Here is a 26919-nt window from a genome sequence, read left to right on the forward strand (position 1 = left end):
CCGTTTCGTCTGCGGCGCTGCGCGCCTCCGCTCAACGACCCGCAAGAGAGGCCCCTCGTCTGGCCCAGGCACCTCTCGCTCAACGACCCGCATGGAGAATGTCCCTCTCACGTCCAGGCGATCTCCGCGGTCGCGAGGAGGGTGTCGTCGGCATCCAGCAGCGTCGCTCTGGTCACGCCGTCGTCGTCCCTGCCGGCGATGCGCAGCGGACGGTCGACGAGAACCGGCGCGATCGCACGGACCTCGAGCCGGGCGGGGGTGCGCTCCGGGGCGTGTCTGCGGACGGCATCCATGAGCAGGATTCGCGTGAGCGGGCCGTGCACGAGCAGGTCGGGCAGTCCCTCGACGTCCCGCGCCCAGGCGCGGTCGTAATGGATGAGGTGGGTATTGAAGGTGAGCGCCGAGAAGCGGAACAGCTGTCGGGCGTCGAGCTCGAGCTCTTCGATCCAGTCAGCGGATGCCGCGGCATCCGGGTCAGTCCTCGGCGGGCGCGCCGGGGCGTCTGAATCCGCCTGCTCGAGGAACACGTCGTGCCACACGCTGCGGATCGCGGTCTGACCGGCGACGGCGTACTCCCGCTCGATGTCTACGAACATGAGCCGGCCGCTGGCGCCGTTCTTCTCGACGACCTTTCCGAGCGTCGTCGTCTGCGTGACCTCGTCCGCGATCGCGACCGGCCGGAAGAACTCGGTGCTCTCCCCCGCGTACATGCGACGCGGCAGGTCGATCTCGGGGATCACGCCATCCCTGGCCGGCGTGCCGTCGGGCCGCAGATCGGCGAGCGGCACGGCGAAAGGGAACAGGATGCCGTCCCACGCCGGAGGCAGTTCGTCACCGGCATCCCGCCGATCCTCGCTCGCCGCGAACGTGCCGCGGTAGGCCTCGACGGTCTCCGCGTCGACGACCGAGGTGCGCACGACGGTCACGGCAGCACTCCGGCTGCCCGCAGCTCGGCGATGCGCGCGGCGTCGTAGCCGGCGAGGTCCGCGAGCACCTGATCGGCGTGCTCGGCGAGCCGGTTCGCCGTCCGCGCCGGGGTCGCGGGGGTGGCGGAGAGCTTGATCGGCTGGCCGAACATGCGCAGCGTGCCGAGGTCGCCGTAGTCGGCCTCGACGATCATGTCGCGCTCGGCGGTGCCCGGATCGTCGACGACCTCGCCGATCGTCTTGATCGCCGTCAGCGGCACGACGTCGCCGGCCATCTGCTCGAGTTCGGCCTTCGTGTATCCGGCGAGCCAGTCGACCACGATCGGCTTGACCTTGCGGTCGTAGACCTCGGGGACGAGGCGCTTGCGCATGGTGTCGATCTCCGGGTCGGCCTTGACCTCGGGCGTGCCGAACAGGTCGCAGGCCGCGTTCCAGAGCTTGTCTGTGTACGCGCCGAAGAACACCTGGCCGTCGGCGCAGTCGAACAGCTCGTAGGGCTTGACCCAGGAGTGCTGATTCCCGGCGGGCTCGGCCACCTTGCCTTCGACTGTGTAGTCGACCACGGCGGTCTCGGTGAGCGCCATGATGCTGTCCACCTGTGCGACGTCGACGAGCTGTCCCACCCCGGTGGCCTCGGCGTGGCGCAGCGCCGCGAGCGTGCCGATGACGGCGAACAGGGTCGCCGAGAGGTCGCCGATCGTCACGCCTACGCGCACCGGCGGCTGGCCGGGGTAGCCGCTCATCGACCACAGCCCGCCCGCGGCCTGCGCGGTGTTGTCGAAGGCCGGGCGGCGGCTGCGCGAGCCGGTCTGGCCGTAGCCGGAGATCGCGGTGTAGACGAGCTTCGGGTTGATCTCCTTCAGCACGTCGTAGCCGACGCCGAGCTTCGCCATGGTCCCGGGACGGAAGTTCTCCACCAGGACGTCGGCCGAGCGGACGAGGTCCTTCAGAACCTCCTTGCCGGCATCCGATGCCAGGTCGAGGCCGACACCGAGCTTGCCGCGGTTGTACTGCGCGTAGTAGGCGCTGAACTCCTCGTCGCCGTCGGTGAGGTACGGCGGGAAGCCGCGTGAGACGTCGGGATCGCGCGGATTCTCGATCTTGATGACCGTCGCGCCGAGGTCCGCGAACATCTGGGCGGCGTAGGGGCCGGCGAGCACGCGGGACAGGTCGAGGACCGTGACGCCGTTCAGCGCACCGGGTGCGGGGAGCGAGATGTCGGTCATGCGGATGCTGCCTCCTGTGTGAGTTCGGACGCGCCGGCGGCGGCGAGCGCACGGGCCACGTTCGACGGCGCGGGGATGCCGCGGATGCGGGAGAGCCAGAGCGTGGTGGCTGCGAGGGCGCCGAGATCCAGTCCGGTCTCGATGCCCAGGCCGTGCAGCATCCACACCAGGTCCTCTGTGGCGAGGTTACCGGTCGCGCCCTTCGCGTACGGGCAGCGTCCGAGGCCGCCGACCGAGGCGTCGAATTCGGCGACGCCGAGCCGCAGCGCGGCATGGACGTTGCCCAGGGACTGCCCGTAGGTGTCGTGCAGATGCAGGGCGAGGGCCGAGACCGGGATGCCGGCCGCCAGCGTCTCCTGGACCACGCGTCCGGTGAGGCCGGGGGTCGCGACGCCGATCGTGTCGCCCAGGGCGACGGTGCGGCTGCCCGCCTCGTGCAGCGCGGTGGCGGCCTGCGCCACCGCCTGCGTGTCGACCTCACCTTCCCAGGGGTCGCCGAAGGCCATCGACACGTAGCCACGGACCGGGATGCCGTCGGCGGTGGCTGCTTGGATGACCTCGACCGCGCGGTCGATGGCTCCGGATCGGGTGTTGTTCAGGTTGGCCTTGGCGAACGACTCCGTCGCGCTGACGACGACGGACACCTCGCGGATGCCGGCATCGAGCGCGCGCTGCAACCCCTTGAGGTTCGGCACCAGCGCGACAGCCCTTGCGGCGTCGGGCACGTCCACGGCAGCCACCACTTCGGCCGCATCCGCGAGCTGCGGGATCCAGGCCGGCGGGACGAAGCTGGTCACCTCGAGGTCGCGGGATCCCGCGGCGTACAGCCGGCGGCACAGTTCGGCCTTGACCGGCGTCGGGATGATGTCGGTCTCGGCCTGCAGGCCGTCACGGGGCCCGACCTCGAACACGGTGACCCGAGCGGGCATGCCCTCCTCGGTCTGCACGCGCGGCGACGGTACGGAGTTCGTCATGCCCGGCCTCGGCCGGCACGCAGCTCGTCGAGGACCTCGCGTGCGTGCTCCACGCGGATCTTCCGATCCGCCACGATGCGTGCGGCGACCTCTCCGATCTCATCGACCTCGGCGCCGGCGCTCGCAGCGATCGTGCGCGCGTGCAGCGTCATGTGTCCGCGCTGGATGCCCTCTGCGGCAAGCGCGCGACAGGCGGCGAGGTTCTGCGCGAGGCCCACAGCGGCGATGACGCTCGCCAGTTCGCGCGCCGTCTCGACCCCGAGCAGTTTCACGCCCGCCTGAGCGGTGGGGTGGGCACGGGTCGCGCCGCCGACGAGGCCGACGGCGAGCGGCACCTCGAGGGTCCCGACGAGGTTGCCGTCGGCATCCGTCTCGAATCGCGACAGGGCCGCGTACTGACCGTCGCGGGCGGCGTGCGAGTGGCAGCCGGCCTCTACGGCACGCGTGTCGTTTCCCGTGGCGAGGACGACGGCGGTGATGCCGTTCATGATGCCCTTGTTGTGGGTGGCCGCGCGGTACGGATCGGCCTCGGCGAAGGCGCTGGCGGCGACGATGTCGTCCACGACCTGCGGGCCGCCGAGAAGCTCGGCGTCGAACACGGCGCGGGCGCGGGTGAGGCGCAGCTCCGCCTTGTTGGTGAGGATGCGCAGGAGGGTGCGTGAGCCGGCGATCTCAGCGATGCGCGGCGCGATCGCCTCTGCCATCGTGTTGACGGCGTTGGCGCCCATGGCGTCGCGGACGTCGACGTGCAGATGCAGGATGACCTGGGTGCCGGCGCGCGTCTGGAGAACCCGGACGGAGATGTCGAAGGCGCCACCGCCGAGGGATACCAGCATCGGATCCTGCTCGTTGGCCAGCGCCAGGAGCTCGTCGCGGGCTTCGAGAAGCGCGAAGCGCGTGCCGTGCGGGTCGACGGCGTCGAGGACCTGGATCTGCGCGATCATGACGTCCCCGGTGTACGAGGTCGTGAAGCCGCCGTGCCCTCGTGCCATGCGCGCCGCGTTCGAGGCCGCGGCGACGACGCTCGGCTCCTCGGTCGCCATCGGGATCAGGCGGTCTCGTCCATCGATGGTGAAGTTCGTGGCGACCCCGACCGGGATGCCGATCAGCCCCACGACGTTCTCGATCATGTGGTCCGCCTGAGCGAGCGAGAGCCCGTCCTCTGCGCCGAGCGCACCGAGCGCACTCGCTTCGAGGCCCGCACTCTCGGCGACGAGCGCACGTCGCTCGTGCGGGGTGTGGTCGCGCAGACCTGAGATTCGGCTGTTGGTCGGCATCGGCCACCTTCCTTCGTGGGCAGACGCCGGATCTTCGGCGTTGCGTGTCACCGTCGACACTAGAAGCGCGATCCGCGAGCGACGATGGGCGGATCGCTCATTGAACGCACGCGGGCATAGGGCGATGACACATCTCCCGACTGTCGGCACCGACCTAGACTCGCAGTCGCAGCGATGACGCGAGCCCCGAGGAGACCCCGATGCCCTACACCGAGTCCGCCGCCGTCCGGCTCTACTACGAGGAGTTCGGGTCCGAGACGGATCCGCTGCTCGTGCTCGTCTCCGGCGGCGGAGCCCAGCTGCTCAGCTGGGACGAGGACTTCATCGCACATCTCACCGACGGGGGACTGCGGGTCGTCCGCTTCGACAATCGCGACACCGGGTTCTCCGAGCGGTTCGGCGGCGAGCAGGACGTCGACGGCGGCTATGACCTGGCCGACATGGGCGATGACATCCTGCACATCCTGGACCACCTCGGCGTGGACTCGGCGCACATCGCCGGGCACTCGATGGGCGGGATGATGGCGCAGACTGTCGCCATCGCGCACCCGGAACGCGTCCGCAGCCTCGGACTGCTGTCGACGATCCCCGGCCGCAGCCCGCGGTACGTGCTGCACGGTGAGCGTCCCGAGCTGCTCGAGGCCCCGATCCGGGTCACCCGCGAACAGGCCGTCGCGTTCGCAGAGTCGGCCGTCAGCTCAACGCCGCGAGGACGGTACGACCCGCAGGTGAAGTGGCATGTCGCGAAGGCGGGCGAGGCGTACGACCGCGGCTACGCGCCCGAGGGATACGCCCGGCAGTGGGCCGCGCTGCGCCGAGCCCCGGAGCGGCTCGAGGATCTGCGTTCGGTCGCGGTGCCGACGCTGGTCTTCCACGGCCGCGATGACGACGTGCTGCACTGGCACTCCGCCGTGGACATCGCCGAGGCGATCGCGGGATCGGAGCTGCAGGTGCAGCCCGACATGGGACACCTCATCCCCCACGAGCTCTGGCCCGATCTCGCGCAGGCTCTGCTGCGCACCGCTCGCCGCGCCGAGGAGCAGCGCTGACGTCGCTCGTGGCGACCGCGGAACGTGGCATGCTCGACACGGGAGCCGCGCGGGGCGACGTGGCGAGGAGAGGAGCACCGATGCGCGAGGACGCCGAAGCGATCTCCGTTCTTCTGGGTGCCGCCTACGATGCCGAGTCCGTCGGCCCGACCGAAGTCAGTGACGCGCTGCGCCGTATCGGGGCATCCGAGGAGCAGGCCGCCGAGATCGCCGATCGCGTGCACCGCTCACAGCGGGAGTTCTCGCGACTGCGCCGGAGAGAGCACGAGCTGTCGGCCCTGTTCTCGAGCGCCAGGGAGCTCGCGGAGCTCCGCGACAGCGACGCCGTGCTGGAGCGGCTCGTCCAGCGTGCACACGAGATGATGGGCGCCGATCTGGCCTACCTGTCCGAGTTCGACCCCGGCACTCGTGAACTTCGCGTGCGGGAGACGAGCGGTTCGGTGAGCGCGTCCCTCCCCTCGCTCCGCGTGCCGCCGGGGCGTGGGCTCGTCAGCGCCGTGGTCGAGTCGCGTGCGCCGCTGTGGGTCTCGAACTACTCGTCGTACACGAGCGAGCGGCACGACTCCGGCGTCGACGAGGCTGTCTCCGACGAAGGACTCGTGTCGATGCTCGGCGTTCCGATGCTCACCAGCGATGACGTGCTCGGCGTGCTGTTCGTGGGCAATCGCACGGAGAAGTCCTTCTCTCCGGAGGAGGTCTCCCTGCTCTCGGCTATGGCGGACCACGCCTCCGTCATCCTGCAGACGACCTACACGCTGCGGAGCCTTCAGGAGTCCGAGGATGCCAGCCGCCGGAACCTGGAGAGCCTGACGGCGCACCTCGTCGAACGCGATCGCGCCAACACCGTGCATCAGGAGCTCGTCCAGGCCGTGCTCGCCGGCGGCGGGTTCGGCCCGGTTGCCGAGACGCTGGCCTCGGCGCTCGGCCGCGCCGTGGCGATCCTGGATGACCAGGACCAGATCATCGCCGCAGCCGGGCTCCCCCTGGCGGCGGGGATGCTGGAACCGGATGCCGCGATCCACGACGCCATCGCCGAGAGCCGTCGCTCAGGGCACTGCGTCGCGGTCATCGGATCCACGGTGCGCGCCGTCGCCGCGCTCAGCGCGGGCAAGCGGCACTTCGGTGCGATGCTGCTCGGCGACGGGGAGTTCGAGCTCGGAGCCGTGGACTTCCGCACGGTCGAGCGGGCAGCGCAGGTGGGCGCACTGCTCGCGCTGCAGCAGGAGGCGGCATCCGGTGCCGATCAGCGGGTGCGCAGCGAACTGATCACCGACCTTCTCGACGACGTCCCCGAGCGCCGCTCGGATGTGGAGCGGCGGGCGCGCCGGCTCGGCGTCGATCTGCGGACGCTCGACACTCTGCTGCTCCTGGCCGTTCCCGGCGATCAGCAGACGGCTGCCGCGCGCGCCCTCAGCCGGCACCTCGACGAGCGCACGCTGGTGGGCGAATACCGCGGGTTCATCGTCGTCGCGCACGCCTCGGCGCGGGATGCTCTCGAGCCCGAGCGGCTTCGCGCCCACGTGGAGGCATCGATCCAGCATCCGGTCTCACTCGTCGTCCCGCGAGCGGCGAAGGGAGCGCTGCCGGATGCCTTCGTGGCCGCGATGCGCACCGCCCGGCTGCTGGCGGCCCTCGAGATCACCGGCATGACCGTGCAGGTCGACGACTTCCTGCCGTACTCGGCGATCCTCGACACGGATTCGCGGGCGCTGGGAACCTTCCTGCGCGACACGATCGGCGCCGTGCGGACGTATGACGCCGATCGGGGCGCCGACCTGCTCGGCACGCTGCGCGCATTCGTGCGGAACAACGCGAGCCCGACGCGCACGGCCAGGGCGCTGAACTTCCACACGAACACGATCCTCCAGCGGCTCGACCGGCTCGACCACGTGCTGGGCGCCGATTGGCGCGAGGACGAGCGCATGTTCCGCCTCGGCATCGCCGTGCGGCTCGACGAGCTGCGCGAGCGCTTCGAGCGTCGCTGAGGGCGACGACGGCCGGCTTCTAGGCTCCGCGCTCGACGACCTCGCCGGCGCGCATCACCTAGACCGCGAACGCGGAGACGTCGTCGGTGGACTCGCCGTCGAGAGCGAGCTCGGCAAGGATGCGGCCGATCGCCGGAGTGAATTTGAAGCCGTGACCGGCGGTGAGCCCGACGATGATGTCCGGATGCTCCGCCAGCGGGCTGAGCACGAATCGCCGATCGGGCGTGAGCGCGTACTGGCAGGTGACGGTGCGCAGCTCGTGGCCGGCACCGGGGATGAGTCCTCGCACGAAATCTCCGAGCTGTGCCGAGAGGTCCGCTGAGGGCAGGAAGGTGCGTTCGGCCGGTGTCATGCGGTTGTTCGACACGTCGCGGGCGGCCTTCACAGACGGCTCCCCGAAGGTGGGGAAGCCGTAATAGCACTCGTCGTCCTCCCAGATCCAGACCGGGAAGCGATCCCTGTCGTACGACTCCGGTTCGGCGGGGTGGAAGTAGGTCACCTGCTCCTGCATGACGTCCAGCGGGATCGCTGCGCCGAGCGGCTCGAGCAGGGCGTTCGTCCAGGCGTCCGCAGCGACGATGACCTTGCCCGCACGCACGTCTCCGTTGGAGGTGCGCACGACGACGCCGCCGTCATCGGGCACCAGGCTCTCGACGGTCGTGCGGTCGCGGATGTCGGCCCCGTGCACACGGGCGCGCATCTGCAGGGTGGCGACCGTGCGGGCGGCGTGGGCGATGCCGGTGTCGGCCGTGTAGACGGTCTCGACGTTCTCCGGCACGCGGAACTGCGGCCAGCGCGCGGTCACCTCGGCCGGGGTGAGCAGTTCGTGGGGGACGTCGCATTCGGTGAGTGCGGCGGTGAAGTCGGATGCCGAGTAGGGACCGTCGACGGGAAGGAAGATCACTCCGCCCGTGATGGTGAGCAGGCGCTCGCCGGACTCCGCCTCCAGATCCGCCCAGTCGCGATATGCGGACTGCGCCAGCCGGACGTACTGCGGTGCGCCGTACGAGGTGCGCACGATCCGCGAGGTGTCGTGCGACGCTCCGCGCACGTGGCCCAGCTCGTACTGCTCGAACGCGACGACCTTGGCTCCTCGGCGGGCGAGGTGGTACGCGGCGGCGCTGCCGGCCGCGCCCATCCCGACGACGGCGACCTCGAACGATTCCATGGGCTTCCTGCCTCCTCAGCGGATCGATTCACGCCAGTGTGCGGGAGCGCACCGTCCGGGTACATGGATCGACTACCCATGTCTGGTGGGTCGAGATGTGTCGGATGCACGGCAAACAGTCGCGTGTGACGCGGGCGCTGTTCCGCCGGCATGCGGGACGATGGTCTGGTGAGAAGGATGACGCTTGTCCGCGCTGCCGCCTGCGCCGCGGTGCTGCTCGTGATGAGCGGATGCGCCGTTGCCGCCGACGACACTGTCGGCGGCGCGGCATCCCTCGCGCTGCCACCGGCCGGCGCCGTACCCGACTATCAGCTCGGCGGAGCGTATCCGCCGGCGGACGGAGTCGGCATCGTGGGGCGCGATCGCGGCGCCGAGCCCGCCGACGACGTCTACTCGATCTGTTACGTGAACGCGTTCCAGACCCAGCCGGGAGAGCTCGACAGCTGGCCCGAGGACCTGCTGCTGCACGCCGGCGGCGCCTCGGTGTTCGATCCCGATTGGCCGGACGAGGCGCTGGCGGACACCTCGACGGACGACAAGCGCGGACGGATCGCGGCGATCGTCACTCCGTGGATCACCGGGTGCGCGGTCGACGGCTTCGACGCAGTGGAGTTCGACAACCTCGACTCATACACGCGCTCCGGCGGAGCGCTCGACCTGGACGACAACCTGGCTCTGGCGACCGAACTGGTCGACGCGGCCCATGCGGCCGGGCTGGCCGCCGGTCAGAAGAACGCCGCCGAGGATGCCGCGGCGCTCCGCGAGCAGGCGGGGTTCGACTTCGCCGTCGTCGAGGAGTGCGCGGCGTATGACGAGTGCGAGGCGTATACAGAGGTGTACGGCCCGCAGGTCATCGACATCGAGTACACCGACCAGCTGCCCCGCTCGTTCGCCGAGATGTGCGCGGATGCCGATGCGCCGGCATCCATGGTGCTGCGAGATCGCGACCTGCTGCCCGCCGGAGCGCAGGGCCACACGTTCGAGACGTGCTGATGCGTTGCGCCGGTGAGGTGATTCAGCGCTCGAGGTGGCGTGCGGGCATGCCCGGGTTCGGTCGCATCGCTGGAAGGCCCCGGACGAAAGCGTCGGCTCCGACTCGATCGGATGACGCGTTCGTGAAGGTGGAGCGGACGCGAATGGGTCGGGCTCGCACGGCCAGCGGCACGGCGAGCATGAGCGTGATGACGGTGAACCCGAGGGCGATCATGCCGAGTACGATTTCGAGGTTTGTCATGTTCGTCCTTTCTCGTGTCCAGCTCACGCTAAGCGCAGCAGGCGTTCCGAGCGCGGGCCTTGCGGTGCGGTCCGGGTGTGCGCTAAGCGCACGCCGCCGTACTGTTTCGCCGCATGACAGCGCGATTCCCTGCGCCTGCGCGCCCGACGTACTCTTGCGGGACCGCATCCCAGAGTCAGGAGTTCATCGTGTCCACCCCGCTGCCGCACCTTTCACCCGTCGAGGTGACGGAGCGTGCGGCGTGCATGTGCGACCACGGTAATGTGTGCTCGTCGTTCGCCCCGGGGCACGCGCTGCACCTGATCCAGGCTCGCCTCGCCGCGGCCACGCCGAGCGACTGGGTCGACGGAATCGTCGAGCATGCGGATGCCGTCACCGGCGAGCTGCGCGTGCGCACGCTCGAGGGTGAGGAATGGGCGCTGTGGAGCGCGCAGGGCGCAGCGCTCGAGGCGGCGCCGGGGTCACCGGTCGCACTGCACCGGAGGTATCACGTCCTCGCCGTCGGGCGCGTGCGCTTCAACGTCGCCGCCGCCTGACGACCGGCCCCTGAGCCTGTCGAAGGGTCAGGCGGCCATCATCATGTTCTTCATGTCCATGCAGGCGTCCATGCACGCCTTGCAGGACTGAGCGCACATCTTGCAGACCTCGCTGTGGTCGGCGTGCTTCATGCAGGCGTCCATGCACAGCTGACACATCGCGATGCAGGCATCCAGCATCGCCATCATCACGGCGGGCGTCATCCCCTGCATCCGCATCACCGACCGCATCGTGGTGTTGCACATGTCGGCGCAGTTCATGCACGCCGGGGCGCAGTCCATCATCTGCATCGAGCAGACCGTGCATGCCTGCTCGCAGGCGGAGCAAGCGTCCATGCACGCCTGCATGACGGCCATGTCCATCATCTCCATACCGGCCATGGTCTTCATGTCCTCTGACATGGCACCCATCATCATCGAGTCCATCTGCGCACCTCGCTCTGCATCGTGGCCGAGCCTCCGCACGACTCGCGCCGGGATGACGAGCGATCCGCCCGCCTGCGGCCAGCGTAATCCCGTTGCCCGCGCACGTCGATGCCGATCTGGGCTGCTCTTCGAGCGCCCGGCGCCGTCGGGCGGGGCGTAGTCTCATCACCGTGTCAGCCTTCTCCGCCGTGCAGCGGCTCGTCATCACGATCGCCGTTCTCGCGTCGTTCGTGACGTTCCTCGACGGCACCGTCGTCACCGTCGCGCTGCCGGCCATCCGGGATGAGCTCGGCGGCGGCATCACGACCCAGCAGTGGGTGGTCGACGCGTACCTCATCACCCTCAGTGCACTCATCCTGCTCGCCGGATCTCTGTCCGACGCGTACGGCCGCGTCCGCATCATGCGGATCGGGCTGATCGCCTTCGGGATCGCGTCGGTCGCGGTCGCCGCGGCACCGGAGCCCCTCACCCTCATCATCGCCCGGGCACTCCAGGGCGCGGCGGGGGCGCTGCTCGTGCCGAGTTCGCTCGCGCTGATCATGGCAACCATGCGCGGCGAGCTGCAGTCCCGTGCGATCGGCGTCTGGACCGCCTTCACCACTGGTGCGCAGATCGCGGGCCCGTTGCTCGGCGGGCTGTTCGTCGACCTGCTGTCCTGGCGCTTCGTGTTCCTGATCAACGTCATCCCGATCGGCATCACGCTGGTCCTGCTCGCCCGGCTGGAGCTGCCCGATCACCCGCGCGGTGCGCGCGTGGACTGGTGGAGCGGGATGCTGTGCGCCTTCGGCCTCGGCGCCATCGTGTTCGCCCTCATCGAGCAGCCGAACCTCGGCTGGGGGTCGCCTGCGATCTGGGTGCCCGGTGTGGCGGGCGTCGCACTGTTCATCGGCTTCCTGGTGCGACAGCGGTACTCACCGGCCCCGCTGATGCCGCTCTCGCTGTTCAGCGCACGCAACTTCGCCTGGGGCAACCTCGCCACGCTGTTCATCTACGCCGCCCTCTCCCTCAACGGGTTCGTCATCGGCGTCTACCTGCAAGAGGGGGCGGGCCTCCCCGCGACGGCGGCCGGACTGGCGAGCCTGCCGATCACGATCCTGATGATCCTGCTCAGCTCGCAGGCCGGGGCATGGGCGGGCAAGCTCGGTCCACGTCTGTTCATGACAGCCGGACCGTTGCTCATGGCAGCCGGCGCGCTGCTCCTTCTCACCGTGGCCGAGGACTTCAGCTACTGGTGGCAGGTGCTCCCATCGATGATCGTGCTGGGGCTCGGGCTCTCCCTCACCGTCGCGCCCCTCACCTCCGCCGTGCTCGGTGCGATCGACGAGAACCACTCCGGCATCGCATCCGCCGTCAACAACGCGATCTCGCGCGTCGCCGGACTCATCGTCGTCGCCATGCTGTCAACGATCGTCGGAGGCACGCTCGATCTCGGCGGCTTCCACAGCGCGGCCTGGGTGACAGCGGCGCTGATGACCGCCGGAGGCATCGTGTCGTTCATCGGGATCCGCAAGCTCGCACCTCCCGTCACTCCGTAGACCGTCGCCATCTCCTGACCACCGATCCAAAAGAGGCCTCGATGCCCGACACCACCTGCCACATGTCGATCTCGCTCGACGGCTTCGTCGCGGGATTGGATCAGAGCCGTGAGGATCCGCTCGGAAGACGCGGCATCGAACTCCACCGCTGGCACCTCGGGGACGAGCGCGCGAACGACGCCGATGCGACCGCCACGGGCTGGCTGATGCGTCCGCGGGGCGCGTACATCATGGGCCGCAACATGTTCGGTCCCATCCGCGACGAGTGGGACGAGGACTGGCGCGGATGGTGGGGCGCCGAGCCGCCGTACCGTGCGCCGGTGTTCGTGCTCACCCACTATCCGCACGAGCCGATCGAGATGGAGGGGGGTACGACTTTCCACTTCATCACCGACGGTTTCGATGCGGCGTACGCCCGTGCACGCGAGACGGCCGGCGACGACGGAGTGGACATCGCCGGCGGCGCCTCGACCGTGCGGCAGGCACTTGCCGCGGGCGTCGTGGATGAGCTCACGCTCGACATCGCCCCGGTGCTGCTGGGTTCCGGCGAGCGGATCTTCGAAGGCATCCGCACGTTCGACATGGAACCCGTGGAGGTCCTGCACTCGCCGTTGGCCACCCACATCCGCTATCGCCGGGTGCGCTGATTCCTGCTCTCTTGCGTCTGCCCCGCGTCTCGTCAACGGGCTGGTCCGGCGCTCAAGCCGCAGAGGCGGCTCCGACGAGTTCCGCGCGCCCTTCGACCAGGTACCGGATCTCCCATCGGGCGTTGAAGTTGTGCGCGGGGAGGTCGCGGATCACGGCCTGATCTTTGAGACTCAGGCCGTCCCGCTCCGCTTCGCGAACAAGGTCGTCCTTGGTGGCGGGAAACTCCATATCACGCAGAAATGCGTTGAGGCGAGGTGAGATGTTCATACGTCGGTCCTTTCTCGGGCGAGCGAGCGGGCGGGAAACCCCGCCCGCTCGATGTTCACGCGTCGATGGCTCGGCGTTCGCCCGCGGATTCGACCATGATCTTGCGACGCTTCGCGCGCTCGCTCACCGGGATGTGCACGGACAGGACGCCGCACTCGTAAGAAGCGCTGATCCGGTCGACGTCCACCCCATCGCCAAGGGTGAACTGACGAAGGAATGCTCCGTCCGGGCGCTCCCTGGTCAGCCAGCGGACCCCTTCTCGCGAGTCGGCGGTGCGCTGCGCGCGAATGGACAGCTGAGACCCGTCCAAGTCGATGTCGATCGACCCTGGATCGATGCCCGGCAGGTCGGCGTGCAGGACATAGTCGTCGCCGTCGCGGAACAGGTCAACCGGAACGTGTCGAGGAGCCCGAACGGAATCCAACACCGACGCAGCGATTCGGTCGAGCTGGCTCAGCGGGTCGAGGTTCATTGTCATGAGGATCTCCTTTCTCGGCGCCCCGAGGGGCATTCGGGCTACAGATTATCTGTAGCAGATGTTTAGATTTGTTATACATCACGACGCGGATAGGATGCAAGTGGAGGTGCTGATGAAGGAGCGCAAGGAAACGACGCCCGTCTACGGGATCGCCGTCGCAGCCCAGCTGTCCGGCGCGCCGGAGGCCACACTCCGCCTGTTCGAGGCGAAGGGCCTGCTGACTCCTTCTCGGAGCGCGGGCGGCACACGCCGCTACAGCGACGCCGACATCGAAAGACTTCGACGGGCCACTGTCCTGCGGGCGGCGGGTGTGAACATCACCGGAATCCGCCACGTTCTCGAACTGCAAGACGAGAATGCCGCTCTACGCACCGGTCTCGACCACGGAGCCGACCCGCAGCACGATCGATGACCACACCCCTTGCGTCTGACCCGCGTCTCGTCAACGGGCTGGTCGGGCGCCGCCCGTCACGGCATCATGGCGCGCATGTGGACGATACTGATTGTGCTTCTGATCGTGTGGGCAGCCCTCTCGATCCTCGGGTTTGTCGTCAAGGGGCTGCTGTGGCTCGCGTTGATCGGAATCATCCTGTTCCTGGCGACGCTGGTGGTGGGATTCTTCCGGCAGAAGGCGGGCAAAGACTGACCTGACGACGAGCGCCGCAAGACGAGGGCGCGGATGGACCTCTAGACGCTTGCGGGCACCCCTCTGCGGAGCGCATCCGCGGCCGCATCGAGCGCTTCCTCGTTGAGGGCGAAGTACGCCCATCTGCCGCGCTGTTCGCGCGTGACGAGCCCGGCCTCGACGAGGAGCTTCATATGGTGTGAAACCGTTGCCTGCGAGAGTCCGACTGGTTCGGTGAGATCGCAGATGCACGCCTCACCGGCCTCGCCCCCGGAGATGAGGGACAGCAACATCACACGGGTCGGATCGCCCATGGCCTTGAACACGCGCGCGACGCGCTCGGCGTCCTGGTGGGAGAGAGACGAGGTCACGCGAGGCACGCAGCAGGCGGTCGTTTCATCAGTCGCGGGGAGGCTCACACGGACAGTTTGACACGTATTGACATTCTTCGATAGGTGCGCCAATGTTCTCGTATTGAAGTTCTTCGATTTGAGGAGATGTGATGCCTGAGCTTCCTGTCGTCGTGGTCGGTGCAGGACCGCAAGGTCTCGCCGCTGCGGCGCACCTGACCGAGCGCGGCCTGGATGTCGTCGTTGTCGAACGCGGCGCCGCCGCAGGCTCGGCGGTCAGCGAGTGGGGACATGTGCGACTGTTCTCTGCTTGGTCGGAGCTCACGGATGCTGCCGCCCGTCGCCTGCTCGAACCGACGGGATGGGAGGCGCCGGCGAGCGGCTATCCGACGGGCGCGGAGTGGGTGAACGAGTACCTCACGCCCCTCGCCGAGACTTTGGGCGACCGGGTCCGGTATGGCACGACGGTGACGGGTATCGCTCGACACGGGCGGGACAAAGTCATCGACGAGGGACGCAAGAACCAGCCGTTCGTCGTGCACACGCGTGACCAGGACGGCCGCGAGGACAGGGTCCTCGCTCGCGCCGTCATCGACGCGAGCGGCACCTGGAGCCTCCCGAACCCAGCCGGCGCCGGCGGATTCCCCGCCGTCGGCGAGAACGCGGCCGCCAGGCGCATGTCGTACCGCATCCCGGATGACGTCTCCGAGTTCGCGGGCGCCCACGTGGTCGTCATCGGCGCCGGGCATTCCGCGACGCACACCGTGCTCCGTCTGAGCGAACTGGCTCGACGGGGGCCGGGCACTCGAGTGACGTGGTTGCTGCGCCGCGGCACCACGGCGAACGTCTTCGGCGGCGGTGCCGGTGACGAGCTTCCCGAGCGCGCCGCACTCGGGTCCCGGGCACGGAAGGTCATCGAAGCCGGCCTCGTCGACGTCGTGACCGGATTCCGGATCAGCGAGTTCCGACAGGACGACACGCTGACCATCCGCTCTGAGGATGGTCGCGAGGTCTCGGATGTCGCCCACGTGTTCGCGCTCACGGGCTTCCGGCCGGACACGAGCATCCTCCGCGAACTGCGAATCGACCTCGACACGACGCTGGATGCCGTAGCTGGGATCGCATCCGAGATCGATCCGAACCTCCACTCCTGCGGCTCCGTCTCCGCGACCGGGGCGCGTGAACTCACGCAGCCGGAAGAGGATTTCTTCATCGTGGGCTCGAAGTCCTACGGGCGCGCTCCGACCTTCCTCGCACTGACCGGCTTCGAGCAGGTGCGCAGTGTGGTCGCCCACCTCGCCGGCGATGCCGAGGCCGCGGCACGAAACGAGCTGACTCTTCCAGAGACGGGGGTCTGCGGTGGTGCCGGCGGCTTTGACGCCGACGGAAGCGGCTGCTGCGGGGCACCTTCCGTGTTGCAGATCGGCTCTCGCCCCGTTTCCGTGGGCTGATCACCGAGACCGAATGAAGACCCCCCAGGAGACCAGATGACGAGCTCCACTGCCAAGCCCTCGGTTCTGTTCGTCTGCGTGCACAACGCCGGGCGTTCCCAGATGGCCGCCGGATTCCTCCGCGAAATCGCCGGCGACCGAATCGAGGTCCGCTCGGCCGGGTCGATGCCTGCAGACAAGATCAACCCGGTCGCCGTCGCAGCGATGAAGGAACTCCGCATCGACATCACCTCCGAGCGGCCCAAGGTCCTCACCGACGAGGCTGTGCGGGTCTCGGACGTCGTCATCACGATGGGGTGCGGCGATGCCTGCCCGTTCTTCCCGGGCACGCGTTATGAAGACTGGAAGCTCGACGATCCGGCCGGGCAGGGGATCGACGCTGTACGCCCCATCCGCGACGAGATCCGAGATCGCATCGAGAAGCTGGTCGCCGAACTGATCTGAGCCCAGCGGAGAGGGCAGCGTTCGCCCGAAGGTCAGGCTCGCCTCACGCTCCGGGACGGCGCCTCAATCACAACCCCTGCGCGAGCCGGTGATATGCCTGGTTCCACCGGACCTGCTTCTGGAATTCCGGCAGAGTCGTCTCGTCGTCGATCACGAGCAGCTCGACCTGCGCCATCTCGGCGAAGTCGCGGAATGCCTCAAGCCCCACGGCCGTCGACATCACCGTGTGATGGGCGGCGCCCGCCGTCAACCATGCTGCGGCGCTGGTGTGGAAGTCGGGCTGCGGCTTCCACACCGCACGCCCGACCGGGAGCTTCGGCAGCGATGCGCGGGGCGCGACGTTCTCGACGACGTTCGCGGTGAGGCGGAACCGGTCGCGCATGTCACTCATGGCGACGACGACGGCGGGGCCGGGGTCGGCGGTGAAGACGAGGCGCACCGGGTCCTCCTTGCCGCCGATGCCGAGCGGGTGGACCTCGAGCGTCGGCTTCGCGGTGGTCAGCGACGGCGAGACCTCGAGCATGTGCGCGCCGAGGATCAGCTCGTCGCCGGGGGTCATGTCGTAGGTGTAGTCCTCCATGAGGCTGGCTCCGCCGGGAAGTCCCGCCCCCATCACGTTCGCGATGCGCACGAGTACGGCCGTCTTCCAGTCGCCTTCGGCTCCGAACCCGTACCCCTCGGCCATGAGTCGCTGCACGGCGAGGCCGGGCAGTTGCTTGAGCGCGCCGAGGTCTTCGAACGAGGTCGTGAAGGCGCCGAAACCCCCCTCCTCGAGGAACGTGCGCAGTCCGATCTCGATCGCCGCGCCGTCGCGCAGCGACTGGTGGCGTTCTCCCCCGCGGCGCAGTTCGGGGACGACCTCGTACAGTTCCTCGTACTCGGCGACGAGGGCGTCGACGTCCGATGAGGATGCCGCGGCGACGGCATCCGCCAGATCGTTCACGCCCCACGTGTTCACCTGCACGCCGAAGCGCAGCTCGGCCTCGGTCTTGTCACCCTCGGTGACGGCGACGAAGCGCATGTTGTCACCGAATCGGGCGAGTTTCAGACTGCGTGCCGCGGCAAGACCGGCAGCCGCGCGCTGCCAGGTGCCGAGCTCGCGCTGCACGCGCGGGTCGGTGGCGTGGCCGACGATCGTCTTGCGCGGAACGCCGAGGCGCGTCTGGATGTACCCGAACTCGCGGTCGCCGTGCGCCGCCTGGTTGAGGTTCATGAAGTCGAAGTCGATCTCGGCCCACGGCAGCTCGATGTTCGCCTGAGTGTGCAGGTGCGCGAGCGGCTTCTGCAGCGCGTCCAGCCCGGCGATCCACATCTTGGCCGGACTGAAGGTGTGCATCCAGGCGACCAGCCCGATGACCCGGTCGTCGGCGTTCGCCTCGAGCGCGGTGCGGCGGATGGCGTCGCTGTCGGTGAGCACCGGCTTCCAGACGATCTTCACCGGCACATCGGATGCCGCCCCCAGCGTCTCGGCGATCACCCGCGACTGGTCGGCGACCTGCGCGAGAGTCTCCGGCCCGTAGAGGTGCTGGCTGCCGGTGAGGAACCAGACCTCGTAGCCGTCGAGGGAGGTGGTGAGCGGGGTGCGGTTCATGAGCGTCCTTCAGAGTGAGTCGACGGCGGCGGCTTCGATGGCGAGGCCCGCGCGGTAGCGGTCGAGGTAGGTGGCGAAGCCGGCGACATCGGCCGGGTCGGGGTCGGCGGTGACGATGGAAGCGTCCGCGAAGACGTGCGTCTCGAGGTATGTGCCCAGGTCCGCGGCGTCAGCGTGGGCGAGGTAGGAGGCGAGGACGGCGATGCCCCACGCTCCTCCCTCGGAAGCGAGCTCGCCGACCGCGACGGGAACGCCGAGTGCACCGGCGAGGAAGCGCTGTGCGACGCCGGAGGTGCGGAACATTCCGCCATGCGCGAGCAGACGGTCGAGTGCCACGCCTTCGTCCTCGAGCACCTTCATGCCGATGGCGAGGGTGCCGAACACTCCGTAGAGCTGCGCGCGCATGAAGTTCGCGAGGGTGAAGTCGCTGTCCGGGGTGCGCACGAACAGCGGGCGCCCGGCGGTGAGCCCCGCGACGGGTTCGCCGGCGAGGTGGTTGTAGGCGAGCAGCCCGCCGCCGTCCGCCTCGCCGGCGAGCGCTTCATGGAACAGGGCGTCGAAGGCCGCATCGGCGGTGATCGAGGTTCCCGCTGCGGCGGCGAATCGGACGAACAGCCCGACCCATGCGCCCAGCTCGCTGGCTCCGTTGTTGCAGTGCACCATGGCGACCTGGTCACCGGCAGGCGTCGTGACAAGGTCGAGCTCGTCGTGGGCGCGGGCGAGCGGACGCTCGAGCACCACCATCGCGAAGATGCTCGTACCCGCGCTGACGTTACCGGTGCGGGGCCGGACCGAGTTCGTGGCGACCATGCCGGTTCCGGCGTCGCCCTCCGGCGGGCACAGCGGGACGCCGGGTCGCAGGACGCCGCTCGGATCGAGCAGTGCCGCGCCCTCGTCGGTGAGGTCGCCGGCCGCTGCTCCGGCAGGCAGCACCCGCGGAAGGAGGTCTTTCACGGGGCACGGCAGGCGGTCTGCGGCGAGCGCGTCATAGGCGGCCAGCATCCGCTCGTCGTAGTCGCGCACGGCCGAATCGATCGGGAACATGCCCGATGCGTCGCCGATGCCGAGCACGCGTTTGCCCGTGAGCTGCCAGTGCACGTAGCCGGCGAGGGTAGTGATGAAGTCCAGCTGCGGCACGTGCGGTTCGGCGTCGAGGACGGCCTGGTGCAGATGCGCTATAGACCATCGCAGCGGGATGTTCACGCCCAGCAGTTCGGTGAGCTCGGCCGCGGCGACGCCCGTGTTCGTGTTGCGCCAGGTGCGGAAGGCTGTGAGCTGCTCACCTTCGGCGTCGAAGGCGAGATAGCCGTGCATCATGGCGGAGACGCCGATTGCGCCGATGCTCGTCGGCTTCACGCCATACCGGTCGTGCGCGTCGGCGACGAGGTCGGCGTAGGCGGCCTGCAGCCCGTGCCAGACCTCTTCGAGCGGGTAGGTCCAGAGGCCGTCTGCGAAGCTGTTCTCCCAGGCGAAGGATCCGGTGGCGAGGACGTCGCCGGCGTCCGCTCCGATCAGGCAGGCCTTGATCCGCGTCGACCCCAGCTCGATGCCGAGGCTGGTGCGGCCGGCGAGGATGTCATCGCGGGCGGTCATCGGCGGGCATCCGTGCTCTGCCCGTAGACGTTCTGATAGCGGTCGTAGAGGCTGTCGATCGCCTCCTGCGGGATCGGGATCAGCGGACCGGCCTCTCGGGCGTGGTGAACGGTCCGAGCGACGTCTTCGACCATGACGGCGGCCTTCACGGCATCCTTCGCGTCCTTGCCGATCGTGAACGGTCCGTGGTTCTGCATGAGCACGGCGCGCGAACGGTGCCCGGTGAGCGTGTCGACGATGCCGCGACCGATCGAGTCGTCGCCGATGATCGCGAACGGTCCGACCGGGATCGGTCCGCCGAACTCGTCGGCCATCGCCGTGATGACGCACGGGATCTCTTCACCGCGGGCGGCCCAGGCGACCGCGAAGGTCGAGTGGGTGTGCACGACACCACCGACCTCGGGCATGTGCCGGTAGACATAGGCGTGTGCGGCGGTGTCGCTGGACGGTGCGCGATCGCTCCCCTCGCTGCCGGCGACGACGTTGCCGTCGAGGTCGCAGAGGATCATGTTCGCGGGCGTCAGGTCGTCGTAGGAGACGCCGGACGGTTTGATGACGAACAGGTCGGCGCTGCCGCCTGGGGACAGCCGCACCCGGCCGGAGACGTTGCCGCCGGTCCAGACGACCAGGCCGTTGCGGACGAGTTCGCCGTGCAGGCGCGCCACGTCGGCACGGATGGCCCGAATGGATGCTTCGACTTCGCCGGAGAAGGCGGGGGCTGCGTTGCTCAATGAACACCTCGAGGTTGCTGCGGCGAACTGTGACCGGTCACAGAAGTGTGACACGGCGTCCATTCGCGGTCAAGCCGTGTGCCCACAAGGAGGCGCGGCGTGACTATCGGGCGGGCGGCGCGATGGAATCGCGCATCACGAGGACGGGCGCGATCGGGGGGATGCCGGATGCATTCACCGGCTGCGCTGACACGAGGGCGGCGATTGCCTGACGGGCGAGCTCGTCGAAGTCCTGGCGCACCGTGGTGAGCTTCGGCCAGTAGTACGCGGCATCCGGGACATCGTCGAACCCCACCACGCTCATCTCCCCGGGCACCGACACCCCCGCTTCGTGCAGGCCGCCGAGCAGACCAAGGGCCATCTGGTCGTTCGCGGCGAACACCGCCGTCACGCCGGAGCGCCGCACCTGCTCGGTGGCGGCATACCCGGAGCCGGCGGTCCACGATCCCGCGATGATCGGGCCGGCATCCAAGCCGCGCTCGGCGAGTTCGGCGGCGAAGCCCGCCGCTCGGGACTCGGCCTCAAGCCAGTCGGCGGGCCCGGCGAGATGTGCGATGCGCGTGTGCCCCGCGTCGGCCAGCGCGGCGACCGCGAGCCGCGCACCGGCCGTCTGGTCGACCGACAGTCCGCGCATCCCGCGACCGGCCGAGTGCAACGTGATGACCGGCACATCGATCCGCAGCGCGTCGAGCGCCTCCAGGGTGCGAGCGTGCGGGGCGACGACGACGATCCCCTCCACCCCCTGTGCCACGAGATGATCCACTGCGGAGATGACGGAGCTCTCGTCGCCGGCATCCGCGAACGCGGCGCTCACCCAGTACCCGGCTGCACGGGCCGATGCTTCGAGCGCCGCGATGCTGCGGGAAGGACCGTACTGCATGGCATCCGAGGCCAGCACGCCGATGGTGCGAGATCGACGGGTTCCGAGCGCGCGTGCGGCGTTGTTCATGCGATAGCCGAGCTCGCCCATCGCCGCGAGTACGCGCTGCTTGGTCTCCGCTGCGACATCGGGGTGATCGTTGAGCACTCTCGACACCGTCTGACGGGACACCCCTGCGGCGGCGGCCACGTCACGCACGCCCGCGCTGCGACGCAGGCCGGTAGTCGAATCACTCACGCCGACGAGTGTACGACGGGGGCTTGAGGACCGAGGTCGGGGCCGCTTGGAAACGTCCGCTGACTCGGAAGAAATGGGCACTCGACCAGGACTTTAATGGCGGAGACGGAGGTGCCTGGTTTCAGGACATCGTGAACGGGTGTCTCGGGACATCGTGAACGATCGTGTTCTGCGCGTTGGGATGTCTCAGGTCATCGTGAACGGGTGGCCAAGTACGAGATCCTGATCAAAGCCGTCACTCTCCAGGGCATGACCTACGGGCAGGTTGCCGCCTGCTACGGGGTCTCGAAGACTCTGGTCCACAAGCTCCACCATCGGTGGCTGGCCGAGGGCGATGCGGCGTTCGAGCCGCGCTCTCGCCGTCCCCGGACGACACCGAACCGGACTCCGGATCCGGTCCGAGATCGTGTGATCGCGCTCCGCGATGAGCTCGCCCACCGCGGCCTGGACGCCGGCGCAGACACGATCATGGAACACCTCGCCCGGGAGAGGACCCTCCTGTCCCGGGCGACGATCTGGCGCATCCTCACCGCGAACGGGAAAGTCACCCCACGACCTCAGAAACGCCCCCGCTCCTCCTGGCGACGCTTCACCGCCGACCGCCCCAACGAGCTCTGGCAATCCGACTTCACCCACGTCGCCCTCACCGACGACACCGACATCGAGGTGATCGGATGGCTCGACGACCACTTCCGCAACATGCTCCATCTCACCGCCCACCGCCGCGTCACCGGCCGGGTCGTGACCGACACCTTCACCGCCACCGCCCACGAACACGGCTACCCGGCAGCGACACTGACCGACAACGGCATGGTCTACACCACCCGCCTCGCCCGCGGCGGACGCGGCAGAGGCGACGGCACAGGCAACGGCTTCGAAACCCTCCTCGCCGACCTGGGCATCGCCCAGAAGAACGGCAAACCCTTCAAACGCACCACCCAAGACAAGATCGAACGCTTCTGGAAAACCCTGAAGAAACACCTCGCAGCCCACCCCGCCGACAGCATCACCGAACTGCAAACCATCCTCGACGCGTTCCGCACCTACGACAACGACGTCCGCCCCCACCGCGGCATCGGCCGCAAAACCCCCGCGTTCGCCTACCAACTCATCCCGAAAGCGACCCCGACACGACCCGCCGACCCGAACATCTGGCGAGTCCGCTACGACACCATCGACAACGACGGCAAGATCACCCTCCGCCACACCGGCAAACTCCTCCACCTCGGCATCGGCATCGGCATCGGCATCGGCAGAGCCCACTCCCGCACCGAGATCATCTGCCTCGTCCACAACAACAACGCCACCATCATCACCCCGAACACTGGAGAACTCCTCGCAGAATTCACCCTCGACCCCACAAAGAACTACCAACGCAAAAACGACTGAACCCCCGGAAACCGGGGGTTCAGTCGTTCACGATGTCCTGAGACATCCCAATGGCGGAGACGGAGGGACTTGAACCCTCGGTCCCCGTGAGGGGACTCCACCTTAGCAGCGTCGCGCTCTGGGGCCAGAGCGCATCGCAGCCCATCGGGGCCACTCCCCCGACTCGCGGCGCTCACCGGGCATGGGCGCAGCGCCCGCTCACATTGGGAGACAGCGGGAGAGGCTCCCGACGGCGCTTCGAGAAATGAGCCGTGACCAAGCGCTAGCGGGCTAGCCAATCGCGTACCCGTTCACCGCGGACAGTGTGGACCGCTGGCGGAAGGTCGTTCCGATGACTGCGTACGCCTCGCTACGCTTGGGCGCGCACTGTCTGAAGGTGCAAGGCATCTCGCGCGCCGGCGATGAACAATTCGACGCTCATCTCAAGCTGCCGTCGGTCGTAAGTGGTGACCGTGAGCTCGGCAATGCGCGCGAGTGTTGGAAATTTGGCGGCGTCGCGCTGCTCAAGCGCTCCGCGGAGGATTTCGGTGCGGGGCGTCACACCGCTGCGGAGTTCAATCACGACGTCTCGGGCGTACGCAAGGCAGATGTTGGTCAGCAGGGAGAGGGTACGCATCGCGCTCTCGTCGTCGAACCCTGCCTCGACCATCTTCTGCAGAACCGCCTCGGTCGGTTCAAGGATCTGGGTGACATACGGATCAGTGAGGCGGATACGATCCGCGAGGACGCCGGTCGCGATCGCACTGTCGGTGAAGCCGAACGCGTAGGTGCGGCAGGCTTCCTCCCAATCCGCCTGGTGGGCGATCTCTACCGCAGAGAACGACGTCGCGAACGCATCCATCGCCACCATCCCGAGGAGGGTGTCGCGATCGCTGACATGGTGATTGATCGCCTTGCGGTCCACGCCCAGGCGTCGCGCCAACGCCTGCATCGACAGCTCATCGGGCGTCATGGAACGAGCGGCAGCGATGATGCGATCCAAAGTCAGGCCGGCGTGCACACCGATCGCGCGCACAGGTCGCTTCGCATGAGTGGTAGGCATCTGCCCCTCCGTCCACGGGATGTCAGCATCGAGAATTGACAACTGTTCCCACCCGGTAACTATACTGTGTCGAAACCTGTTCCCGGGTGGGAACACCTACAACGAACGACGCACCCACGCGAACGAAGGAGTACGCAATGACCGAGGCTGCCCAGCTCGACGACAAGGGCTTCCGGATCGTCACCAAGGAGCGCCTGGAAGGAAACGCGCAGAGATGGCGACGTTTCGGCGAGCCGACGCCTGCTGGTCAGACGCTGAACGCGGACGGCACGCTGGACTACGGGTTGTTCGGCCCAGGCTCAGTGGTGTGGGAGGTACTGCTGCATCCCGCGACGATCGTGTTCCAATACGCTTTCCAGGGTCTGATGCAGTCGACGTACCGGCCCGTCATCGCCGGTGTCCGCGACCATGACCCTCTCTCGCGGAAGACGCTGAAAGGCACGGTCACCTTCTTCGACCTGTTCGAGCGCGGGCAGCGCAACTCGGGGATGCACGCGCCGATGTGGCTAGGCGACACGGAGTCTGCGGAGCGGATGTGGAAGCACCTGAAGAACATCCACACCAAGGTCGCCGGCGACATCATCGACGTGGGCGAGCCAGAGATCGGTGGCTACGCCGCCGCAGGGGCACGGGACGCGATGTGGGCCGCGCTGACGGAGATGCACTCGATGCTGTGGCTGTACGAGAACCTCGCGTTCCGCGACGGGAAGCTTCCCCACAAGCTCTCTCCAGAGAAACGCGACCAGTATTTCACCGAGGTTGCCGCGTACTGCCGCCTGGTCGGCGCTCCGGAGGAGGACATACCGCATTCGAAGGCGGACATGGATGCGCTGTACGCGAAGTACTCGCACCTGTTCGGCACACCCGCGACGATGGCGATCTGGCCCGACACCGGCGAGGACTTCGCCAAGCAGATGTTCGGCCTGTTCAAGAGGAACTTCCACCGCTCTCAGCTGCCCGCCCTCTGGTACGCCGGTGTCCTCGACCACGGCCTGTTCCGCCAGCTCGCCGCCGGCTCCTCCTCCGGCAAGATGCGCCAGTCGATGGGCATGGGACCGGTACGGTCCTGGTTCGCCGTGCTCGGCGCGAAGCTCGCCCTGCCGTTCGTATGGGTGATGCAACGCGGCCGGTTCGAACGCCACTACATGCGGCTGATGTGGGGACCGGACGGCGTCAAGCTGATCCAGGCCGCCCGCAAGCTGCAGACCGAGGTCACTGGCCGGAAGTACCGCTGAACGTGGCTTCCACCGACACGGACACGGATATCGCCACCGCGATCGCGACCGCGCGGAACCGCTTCGACAGCGGTGCCACACGGCCGCTCACCTGGCGTCGGCACCAGCTCGAGCAGCTCGCCCTCCTGCTCCGTGAGAACGGACCGCAGATCGAGCAGGCTTTATGGACGGACCTCCATAAGAATCCGACCGAGGCCCAGCTCGCCGAGACCGGCGTCGTACTCGGAGAGATCACGCACACGCTCCGCAATCTCAAACGGTTCACCAAGCCGCGCCGAGTCTCGCTGCCGCTCTCGCTGCAACCCGCCAGCGGCCGACTCGTCCGAGAACCGCTGGGCGTCGCGCTCATCATCGCACCGTGGAACTACCCCGTGCAGCTGCTGTTCGCTCCGCTCGTCGGCGCGTTAGCGGCCGGCAATGCCGTCGTCCTCAAACCCAGCGAACTCACCCCGACAGTCTCATCGACGATCGCCCAGCTGGTTCCGAAATACCTCGACCTTCAGGCCGTGCATGTCGTCGAGGGAGGTATCGCTGAAACCACCGAGCTGCTCAGTCACCGGTTCGACCACATCTTCTACACCGGCAACAGCGTCGTCGCCAAAGTGATCTCGCGCGCAGCCGCCCACCACCTCACCCCGGTCACGCTCGAGCTCGGCGGCAAGTCACCGGCGTGGGTCGATGACGACGCGCACCTCGACCAGGTGGCACGTCGCATCGTATGGGGCAAGTTCATGAACGCCGGACAGACATGCGTCGCGCCGGACTACATCCTCACGACACCGGATCGCGTGGATTCGCTGACAACCGCACTGCGCCGCGCCATCACGGACATGCTCGGCGAGGATCCCTCCCAGAACGACGACTACGGACGCATCGTGAACGACCGGCACTTCGCCCGGCTCGCCGGGTTGCTCGCCGACGCCGAGATCGCCATCGGCGGCGAGCAGGACGCCCGCACCCGCTACCTCGCACCCACTGTCGTGCATGCCCCCGCGCCTCGCGCGCTGGACGCAGAGCCGGCCTACATGCGCGAGGAGATCTTCGGTCCGATCCTCCCCATCGTCCCCGTCACCGACGCGGATGCGGCGATCGCGTACGTCGCGGCGCGCGACAAGCCACTCGCCCTGTATGTGTTCACAGGATCCGCGACGACCAGGGCCGCTTTCATCGCACGCACCTCATCCGGCGGCGTCGGACTGGACACCCCCATGCTGCAAGCCGGGATCGCGGAACTTCCGTTCGGAGGAGTAGGCGCAAGCGGCACCGGCGCCTACCACGGGCAGTACTCCATCGACACGTTCAGCCACAAGAAGACAGTCGTTCGCAAACTGCACGTGCTCGACACGCTGCGCTTTGCCCAACCGCCCTTCACACCGGCAAAGCGCAAGATCGCCGCCAAGACGACGAAGTAACCCCCGAATGCGCGGTCAAGCTCGTGGGATGAAGTGAAGATCCCGCGTGGCCATCGAGGACGGCTGGACCGCAGCAGACGAGTCCCGTCACGACTGTGCGTCCTGACGCCCGATCGCCGCGTCAACGTGGCTCATTCTCGACGTGCCCGTGCACGAACCACCCGAGCACCTCAGGGAATTCGCCCAGCCATCAAATAGGGCTTCTGACCA

28 protein-coding genes are annotated in these 26919 nt (G+C 68.2%); 13 read left to right on the top strand and 15 right to left on the bottom strand.

Features of this window, described 5'->3' with window-relative positions:
* Positions 1 to 107: 107 nt before the first annotated feature.
* From MAE01_RS02940 to MAE01_RS02955, 4 genes are read right to left on the bottom strand one after another with little or no spacing between them, the layout of a single operon-like run.
* A complete protein-coding gene (locus tag MAE01_RS02940; RefSeq protein WP_147038059.1) occupies positions 108 to 926 on the bottom strand; it encodes an FAS1-like dehydratase domain-containing protein in 819 nt (272 codons plus the stop codon).
* Positions 923 to 2152 (bottom strand): CaiB/BaiF CoA transferase family protein, encoded by a 1230-nt coding sequence (locus tag MAE01_RS02945; protein WP_147038060.1) that lies wholly within the window; start codon positions 2150 to 2152, stop codon positions 923 to 925. The genes MAE01_RS02940 and MAE01_RS02945 overlap by 4 nt, the downstream gene beginning before the upstream one ends.
* Complete coding sequence (locus MAE01_RS02950) at positions 2149 to 3126, bottom strand: hydroxymethylglutaryl-CoA lyase (protein ID WP_147038061.1); 978 nt, start codon at positions 3124 to 3126, stop codon at positions 2149 to 2151. The genes MAE01_RS02945 and MAE01_RS02950 overlap by 4 nt, the downstream gene beginning before the upstream one ends.
* Positions 3123 to 4403 (bottom strand): hydroxymethylglutaryl-CoA reductase, degradative, encoded by a 1281-nt coding sequence (locus MAE01_RS02955; RefSeq protein WP_147038062.1) that lies wholly within the window; start codon positions 4401 to 4403, stop codon positions 3123 to 3125. Before MAE01_RS02955 ends, MAE01_RS02950 begins: the two co-directional genes overlap by 4 nt.
* A 200-nt stretch (positions 4404 to 4603) precedes the next feature.
* On the opposite strand from MAE01_RS02955, the gene MAE01_RS02960 reads away from it, so the two are divergent.
* Positions 4604 to 5452 carry an alpha/beta fold hydrolase gene (locus tag MAE01_RS02960; RefSeq protein WP_147038063.1) on the top strand — a complete coding sequence of 283 codons (849 nt, stop codon included), beginning with the start codon at positions 4604 to 4606 and terminating at the stop codon, positions 5450 to 5452.
* 80 nt (positions 5453 to 5532) lie between these two features.
* On the top strand, positions 5533 to 7437 hold the full coding sequence (locus MAE01_RS02965) for a helix-turn-helix domain-containing protein (RefSeq protein WP_147038064.1): 1905 nt from the start codon (positions 5533 to 5535) through the stop codon (positions 7435 to 7437).
* Positions 7438 to 7495: 58 nt separating this feature from the next.
* Here MAE01_RS02965 and solA read toward each other — a convergent pair whose 3' ends face one another.
* Complete coding sequence (solA, locus tag MAE01_RS02970; protein ID WP_147038065.1) at positions 7496 to 8605, bottom strand: N-methyl-L-tryptophan oxidase; 1110 nt, start codon at positions 8603 to 8605, stop codon at positions 7496 to 7498.
* Between the two features lie 177 nt (positions 8606 to 8782).
* Between solA and MAE01_RS02975 the strand changes: the two genes are divergently transcribed.
* Complete coding sequence (locus tag MAE01_RS02975) at positions 8783 to 9598, top strand: endo alpha-1,4 polygalactosaminidase (protein WP_147038066.1); 816 nt, start codon at positions 8783 to 8785, stop codon at positions 9596 to 9598.
* 22 nt (positions 9599 to 9620) lie between these two features.
* Here the strand turns inward: MAE01_RS02975 and MAE01_RS02980 are convergent, their stop codons facing one another.
* Complete coding sequence (locus MAE01_RS02980; RefSeq protein WP_147038067.1) at positions 9621 to 9839, bottom strand: hypothetical protein; 219 nt, start codon at positions 9837 to 9839, stop codon at positions 9621 to 9623.
* A 188-nt stretch (positions 9840 to 10027) separates the two neighbouring features.
* On the opposite strand from MAE01_RS02980, the gene MAE01_RS02985 reads away from it, so the two are divergent.
* The gene (locus MAE01_RS02985) at positions 10028 to 10375 is read left to right on the top strand and encodes a hypothetical protein (protein ID WP_186806095.1); all 348 of its coding nucleotides are present in this window, start codon (positions 10028 to 10030) and stop codon (positions 10373 to 10375) included.
* A 27-nt stretch (positions 10376 to 10402) separates the two neighbouring features.
* Here MAE01_RS02985 and MAE01_RS02990 read toward each other — a convergent pair whose 3' ends face one another.
* On the bottom strand, positions 10403 to 10801 hold the full coding sequence (locus MAE01_RS02990) for a four-helix bundle copper-binding protein (RefSeq protein WP_147038068.1): 399 nt from the start codon (positions 10799 to 10801) through the stop codon (positions 10403 to 10405).
* Between the two features lie 170 nt (positions 10802 to 10971).
* Here MAE01_RS02990 and MAE01_RS02995 point away from each other — a divergent pair, with 170 nt between their 5' ends.
* Both MAE01_RS02995 and MAE01_RS03000 read left to right on the top strand, forming a co-directional pair.
* Positions 10972 to 12336 (top strand): MFS transporter, encoded by a 1365-nt coding sequence (locus MAE01_RS02995; RefSeq protein WP_147038069.1) that lies wholly within the window; start codon positions 10972 to 10974, stop codon positions 12334 to 12336.
* 41 nt (positions 12337 to 12377) lie between these two features.
* A complete protein-coding gene (locus tag MAE01_RS03000; RefSeq protein WP_147038070.1) occupies positions 12378 to 12983 on the top strand; it encodes a dihydrofolate reductase family protein in 606 nt (201 codons plus the stop codon).
* 52 nt (positions 12984 to 13035) lie between these two features.
* On the opposite strand, the gene MAE01_RS03005 is transcribed toward MAE01_RS03000, so the two are convergent.
* Together MAE01_RS03005 and MAE01_RS03010 are read right to left on the bottom strand one after the other, a co-directional pair.
* A complete protein-coding gene (locus MAE01_RS03005; protein ID WP_147038071.1) occupies positions 13036 to 13251 on the bottom strand; it encodes a DUF2795 domain-containing protein in 216 nt (71 codons plus the stop codon).
* A gap of 55 nt (positions 13252 to 13306) precedes the next feature.
* A complete protein-coding gene (locus MAE01_RS03010) occupies positions 13307 to 13729 on the bottom strand; it encodes an Hsp20/alpha crystallin family protein (protein ID WP_147038072.1) in 423 nt (140 codons plus the stop codon).
* 112 nt (positions 13730 to 13841) lie between these two features.
* Here MAE01_RS03010 and MAE01_RS03015 point away from each other — a divergent pair, with 112 nt between their 5' ends.
* Both MAE01_RS03015 and MAE01_RS03020 read left to right on the top strand, forming a co-directional pair.
* On the top strand, positions 13842 to 14141 hold the full coding sequence (locus tag MAE01_RS03015; protein WP_147038073.1) for a MerR family transcriptional regulator: 300 nt from the start codon (positions 13842 to 13844) through the stop codon (positions 14139 to 14141).
* A 9-nt stretch (positions 14142 to 14150) separates the two neighbouring features.
* Complete coding sequence (locus tag MAE01_RS03020) at positions 14151 to 14375, top strand: hypothetical protein (RefSeq protein WP_147038074.1); 225 nt, start codon at positions 14151 to 14153, stop codon at positions 14373 to 14375.
* Positions 14376 to 14416: 41 nt separating this feature from the next.
* Here the strand turns inward: MAE01_RS03020 and MAE01_RS03025 are convergent, their stop codons facing one another.
* Positions 14417 to 14725, bottom strand: coding sequence for an ArsR/SmtB family transcription factor (locus MAE01_RS03025; protein WP_267901835.1), 309 nt, complete (start codon positions 14723 to 14725; stop codon positions 14417 to 14419).
* 131 nt (positions 14726 to 14856) lie between these two features.
* On the opposite strand from MAE01_RS03025, the gene MAE01_RS03030 reads away from it, so the two are divergent.
* Positions 14857 to 16155: an FAD-dependent oxidoreductase gene (locus MAE01_RS03030; protein WP_186806096.1), complete on the top strand. Its 1299-nt coding sequence runs from the start codon at positions 14857 to 14859 to the stop codon at positions 16153 to 16155.
* Positions 16156 to 16191: 36 nt separating this feature from the next.
* On the top strand, positions 16192 to 16599 hold the full coding sequence (locus MAE01_RS03035) for an arsenate reductase ArsC (RefSeq protein ID WP_147038077.1): 408 nt from the start codon (positions 16192 to 16194) through the stop codon (positions 16597 to 16599).
* Between the two features lie 67 nt (positions 16600 to 16666).
* On the opposite strand, the gene araA is transcribed toward MAE01_RS03035, so the two are convergent.
* The 4 genes from araA to MAE01_RS03055 form a co-directional block, all read right to left on the bottom strand.
* Positions 16667 to 18190, bottom strand: a complete 1524-nt coding sequence (araA, locus tag MAE01_RS03040; protein WP_147038078.1) for an L-arabinose isomerase — start codon at positions 18188 to 18190, stop codon at positions 16667 to 16669.
* 9 nt (positions 18191 to 18199) lie between these two features.
* Positions 18200 to 19783, bottom strand: a complete 1584-nt coding sequence (locus MAE01_RS03045) for a xylulokinase (RefSeq protein WP_147038079.1) — start codon at positions 19781 to 19783, stop codon at positions 18200 to 18202.
* Positions 19780 to 20514 (bottom strand): L-ribulose-5-phosphate 4-epimerase, encoded by a 735-nt coding sequence (locus MAE01_RS03050; protein WP_229718233.1) that lies wholly within the window; start codon positions 20512 to 20514, stop codon positions 19780 to 19782. Before MAE01_RS03050 ends, MAE01_RS03045 begins: the two co-directional genes overlap by 4 nt.
* A 103-nt stretch (positions 20515 to 20617) precedes the next feature.
* Complete coding sequence (locus MAE01_RS03055) at positions 20618 to 21631, bottom strand: LacI family DNA-binding transcriptional regulator (protein WP_229718234.1); 1014 nt, start codon at positions 21629 to 21631, stop codon at positions 20618 to 20620.
* 204 nt (positions 21632 to 21835) lie between these two features.
* Here MAE01_RS03055 and MAE01_RS03060 point away from each other — a divergent pair, with 204 nt between their 5' ends.
* A complete protein-coding gene (locus MAE01_RS03060) occupies positions 21836 to 23020 on the top strand; it encodes an integrase core domain-containing protein (protein WP_147038081.1) in 1185 nt (394 codons plus the stop codon).
* A 349-nt stretch (positions 23021 to 23369) separates the two neighbouring features.
* On the opposite strand, the gene MAE01_RS03065 is transcribed toward MAE01_RS03060, so the two are convergent.
* Positions 23370 to 24062, bottom strand: coding sequence for a TetR/AcrR family transcriptional regulator C-terminal domain-containing protein (locus MAE01_RS03065; RefSeq protein WP_147038082.1), 693 nt, complete (start codon positions 24060 to 24062; stop codon positions 23370 to 23372).
* A 137-nt stretch (positions 24063 to 24199) separates the two neighbouring features.
* Here MAE01_RS03065 and MAE01_RS16135 point away from each other — a divergent pair, with 137 nt between their 5' ends.
* A complete protein-coding gene (locus MAE01_RS16135) occupies positions 24200 to 25297 on the top strand; it encodes an oxygenase MpaB family protein (protein WP_147038083.1) in 1098 nt (365 codons plus the stop codon).
* Between the two features lie 2 nt (positions 25298 to 25299).
* The gene (locus MAE01_RS03075; RefSeq protein WP_186806109.1) at positions 25300 to 26709 is read left to right on the top strand and encodes an aldehyde dehydrogenase family protein; all 1410 of its coding nucleotides are present in this window, start codon (positions 25300 to 25302) and stop codon (positions 26707 to 26709) included.
* Positions 26710 to 26919 lie beyond the last annotated feature (210 nt).

Origin of the sequence: Microbacterium aerolatum, assembly GCF_007988825.1 — a bacterium.
In the GTDB taxonomy this organism is placed as follows: domain Bacteria; phylum Actinomycetota; class Actinomycetes; order Actinomycetales; family Microbacteriaceae; genus Microbacterium; species Microbacterium aerolatum.

Coding starts and splice junctions, on each gene's coding strand:
- MAE01_RS02945 (WP_147038060.1), bottom strand. CDS start 2,152: ATGACCGACATCTCGCTCCCCGCACCCGGTGCGCTGAACGGCGTCACG.
- MAE01_RS02950 (WP_147038061.1), bottom strand. CDS start 3,126: ATGACGAACTCCGTACCGTCGCCGCGCGTGCAGACCGAGGAGGGCATG.
- MAE01_RS02955 (WP_147038062.1), bottom strand. CDS start 4,403: ATGCCGACCAACAGCCGAATCTCAGGTCTGCGCGACCACACCCCGCAC.
- MAE01_RS02960 (WP_147038063.1), top strand. CDS start 4,604: ATGCCCTACACCGAGTCCGCCGCCGTCCGGCTCTACTACGAGGAGTTC.
- MAE01_RS02965 (WP_147038064.1), top strand. CDS start 5,533: ATGCGCGAGGACGCCGAAGCGATCTCCGTTCTTCTGGGTGCCGCCTAC.
- solA (WP_147038065.1), bottom strand. CDS start 8,605: ATGGAATCGTTCGAGGTCGCCGTCGTCGGGATGGGCGCGGCCGGCAGC.
- MAE01_RS02975 (WP_147038066.1), top strand. CDS start 8,783: ATGACGCTTGTCCGCGCTGCCGCCTGCGCCGCGGTGCTGCTCGTGATG.
- MAE01_RS02980 (WP_147038067.1), bottom strand. CDS start 9,839: ATGACAAACCTCGAAATCGTACTCGGCATGATCGCCCTCGGGTTCACC.
- MAE01_RS02990 (WP_147038068.1), bottom strand. CDS start 10,801: ATGGACTCGATGATGATGGGTGCCATGTCAGAGGACATGAAGACCATG.
- MAE01_RS03000 (WP_147038070.1), top strand. CDS start 12,378: ATGCCCGACACCACCTGCCACATGTCGATCTCGCTCGACGGCTTCGTC.
- MAE01_RS03005 (WP_147038071.1), bottom strand. CDS start 13,251: ATGAACATCTCACCTCGCCTCAACGCATTTCTGCGTGATATGGAGTTT.
- MAE01_RS03010 (WP_147038072.1), bottom strand. CDS start 13,729: ATGACAATGAACCTCGACCCGCTGAGCCAGCTCGACCGAATCGCTGCG.
- MAE01_RS03015 (WP_147038073.1), top strand. CDS start 13,842: ATGAAGGAGCGCAAGGAAACGACGCCCGTCTACGGGATCGCCGTCGCA.
- MAE01_RS03030 (WP_186806096.1), top strand. CDS start 14,857: ATGCCTGAGCTTCCTGTCGTCGTGGTCGGTGCAGGACCGCAAGGTCTC.
- MAE01_RS03035 (WP_147038077.1), top strand. CDS start 16,192: ATGACGAGCTCCACTGCCAAGCCCTCGGTTCTGTTCGTCTGCGTGCAC.
- araA (WP_147038078.1), bottom strand. CDS start 18,190: ATGAACCGCACCCCGCTCACCACCTCCCTCGACGGCTACGAGGTCTGG.
- MAE01_RS03045 (WP_147038079.1), bottom strand. CDS start 19,783: ATGACCGCCCGCGATGACATCCTCGCCGGCCGCACCAGCCTCGGCATC.
- MAE01_RS03065 (WP_147038082.1), bottom strand. CDS start 24,062: ATGCCTACCACTCATGCGAAGCGACCTGTGCGCGCGATCGGTGTGCAC.
- MAE01_RS16135 (WP_147038083.1), top strand. CDS start 24,200: ATGACCGAGGCTGCCCAGCTCGACGACAAGGGCTTCCGGATCGTCACC.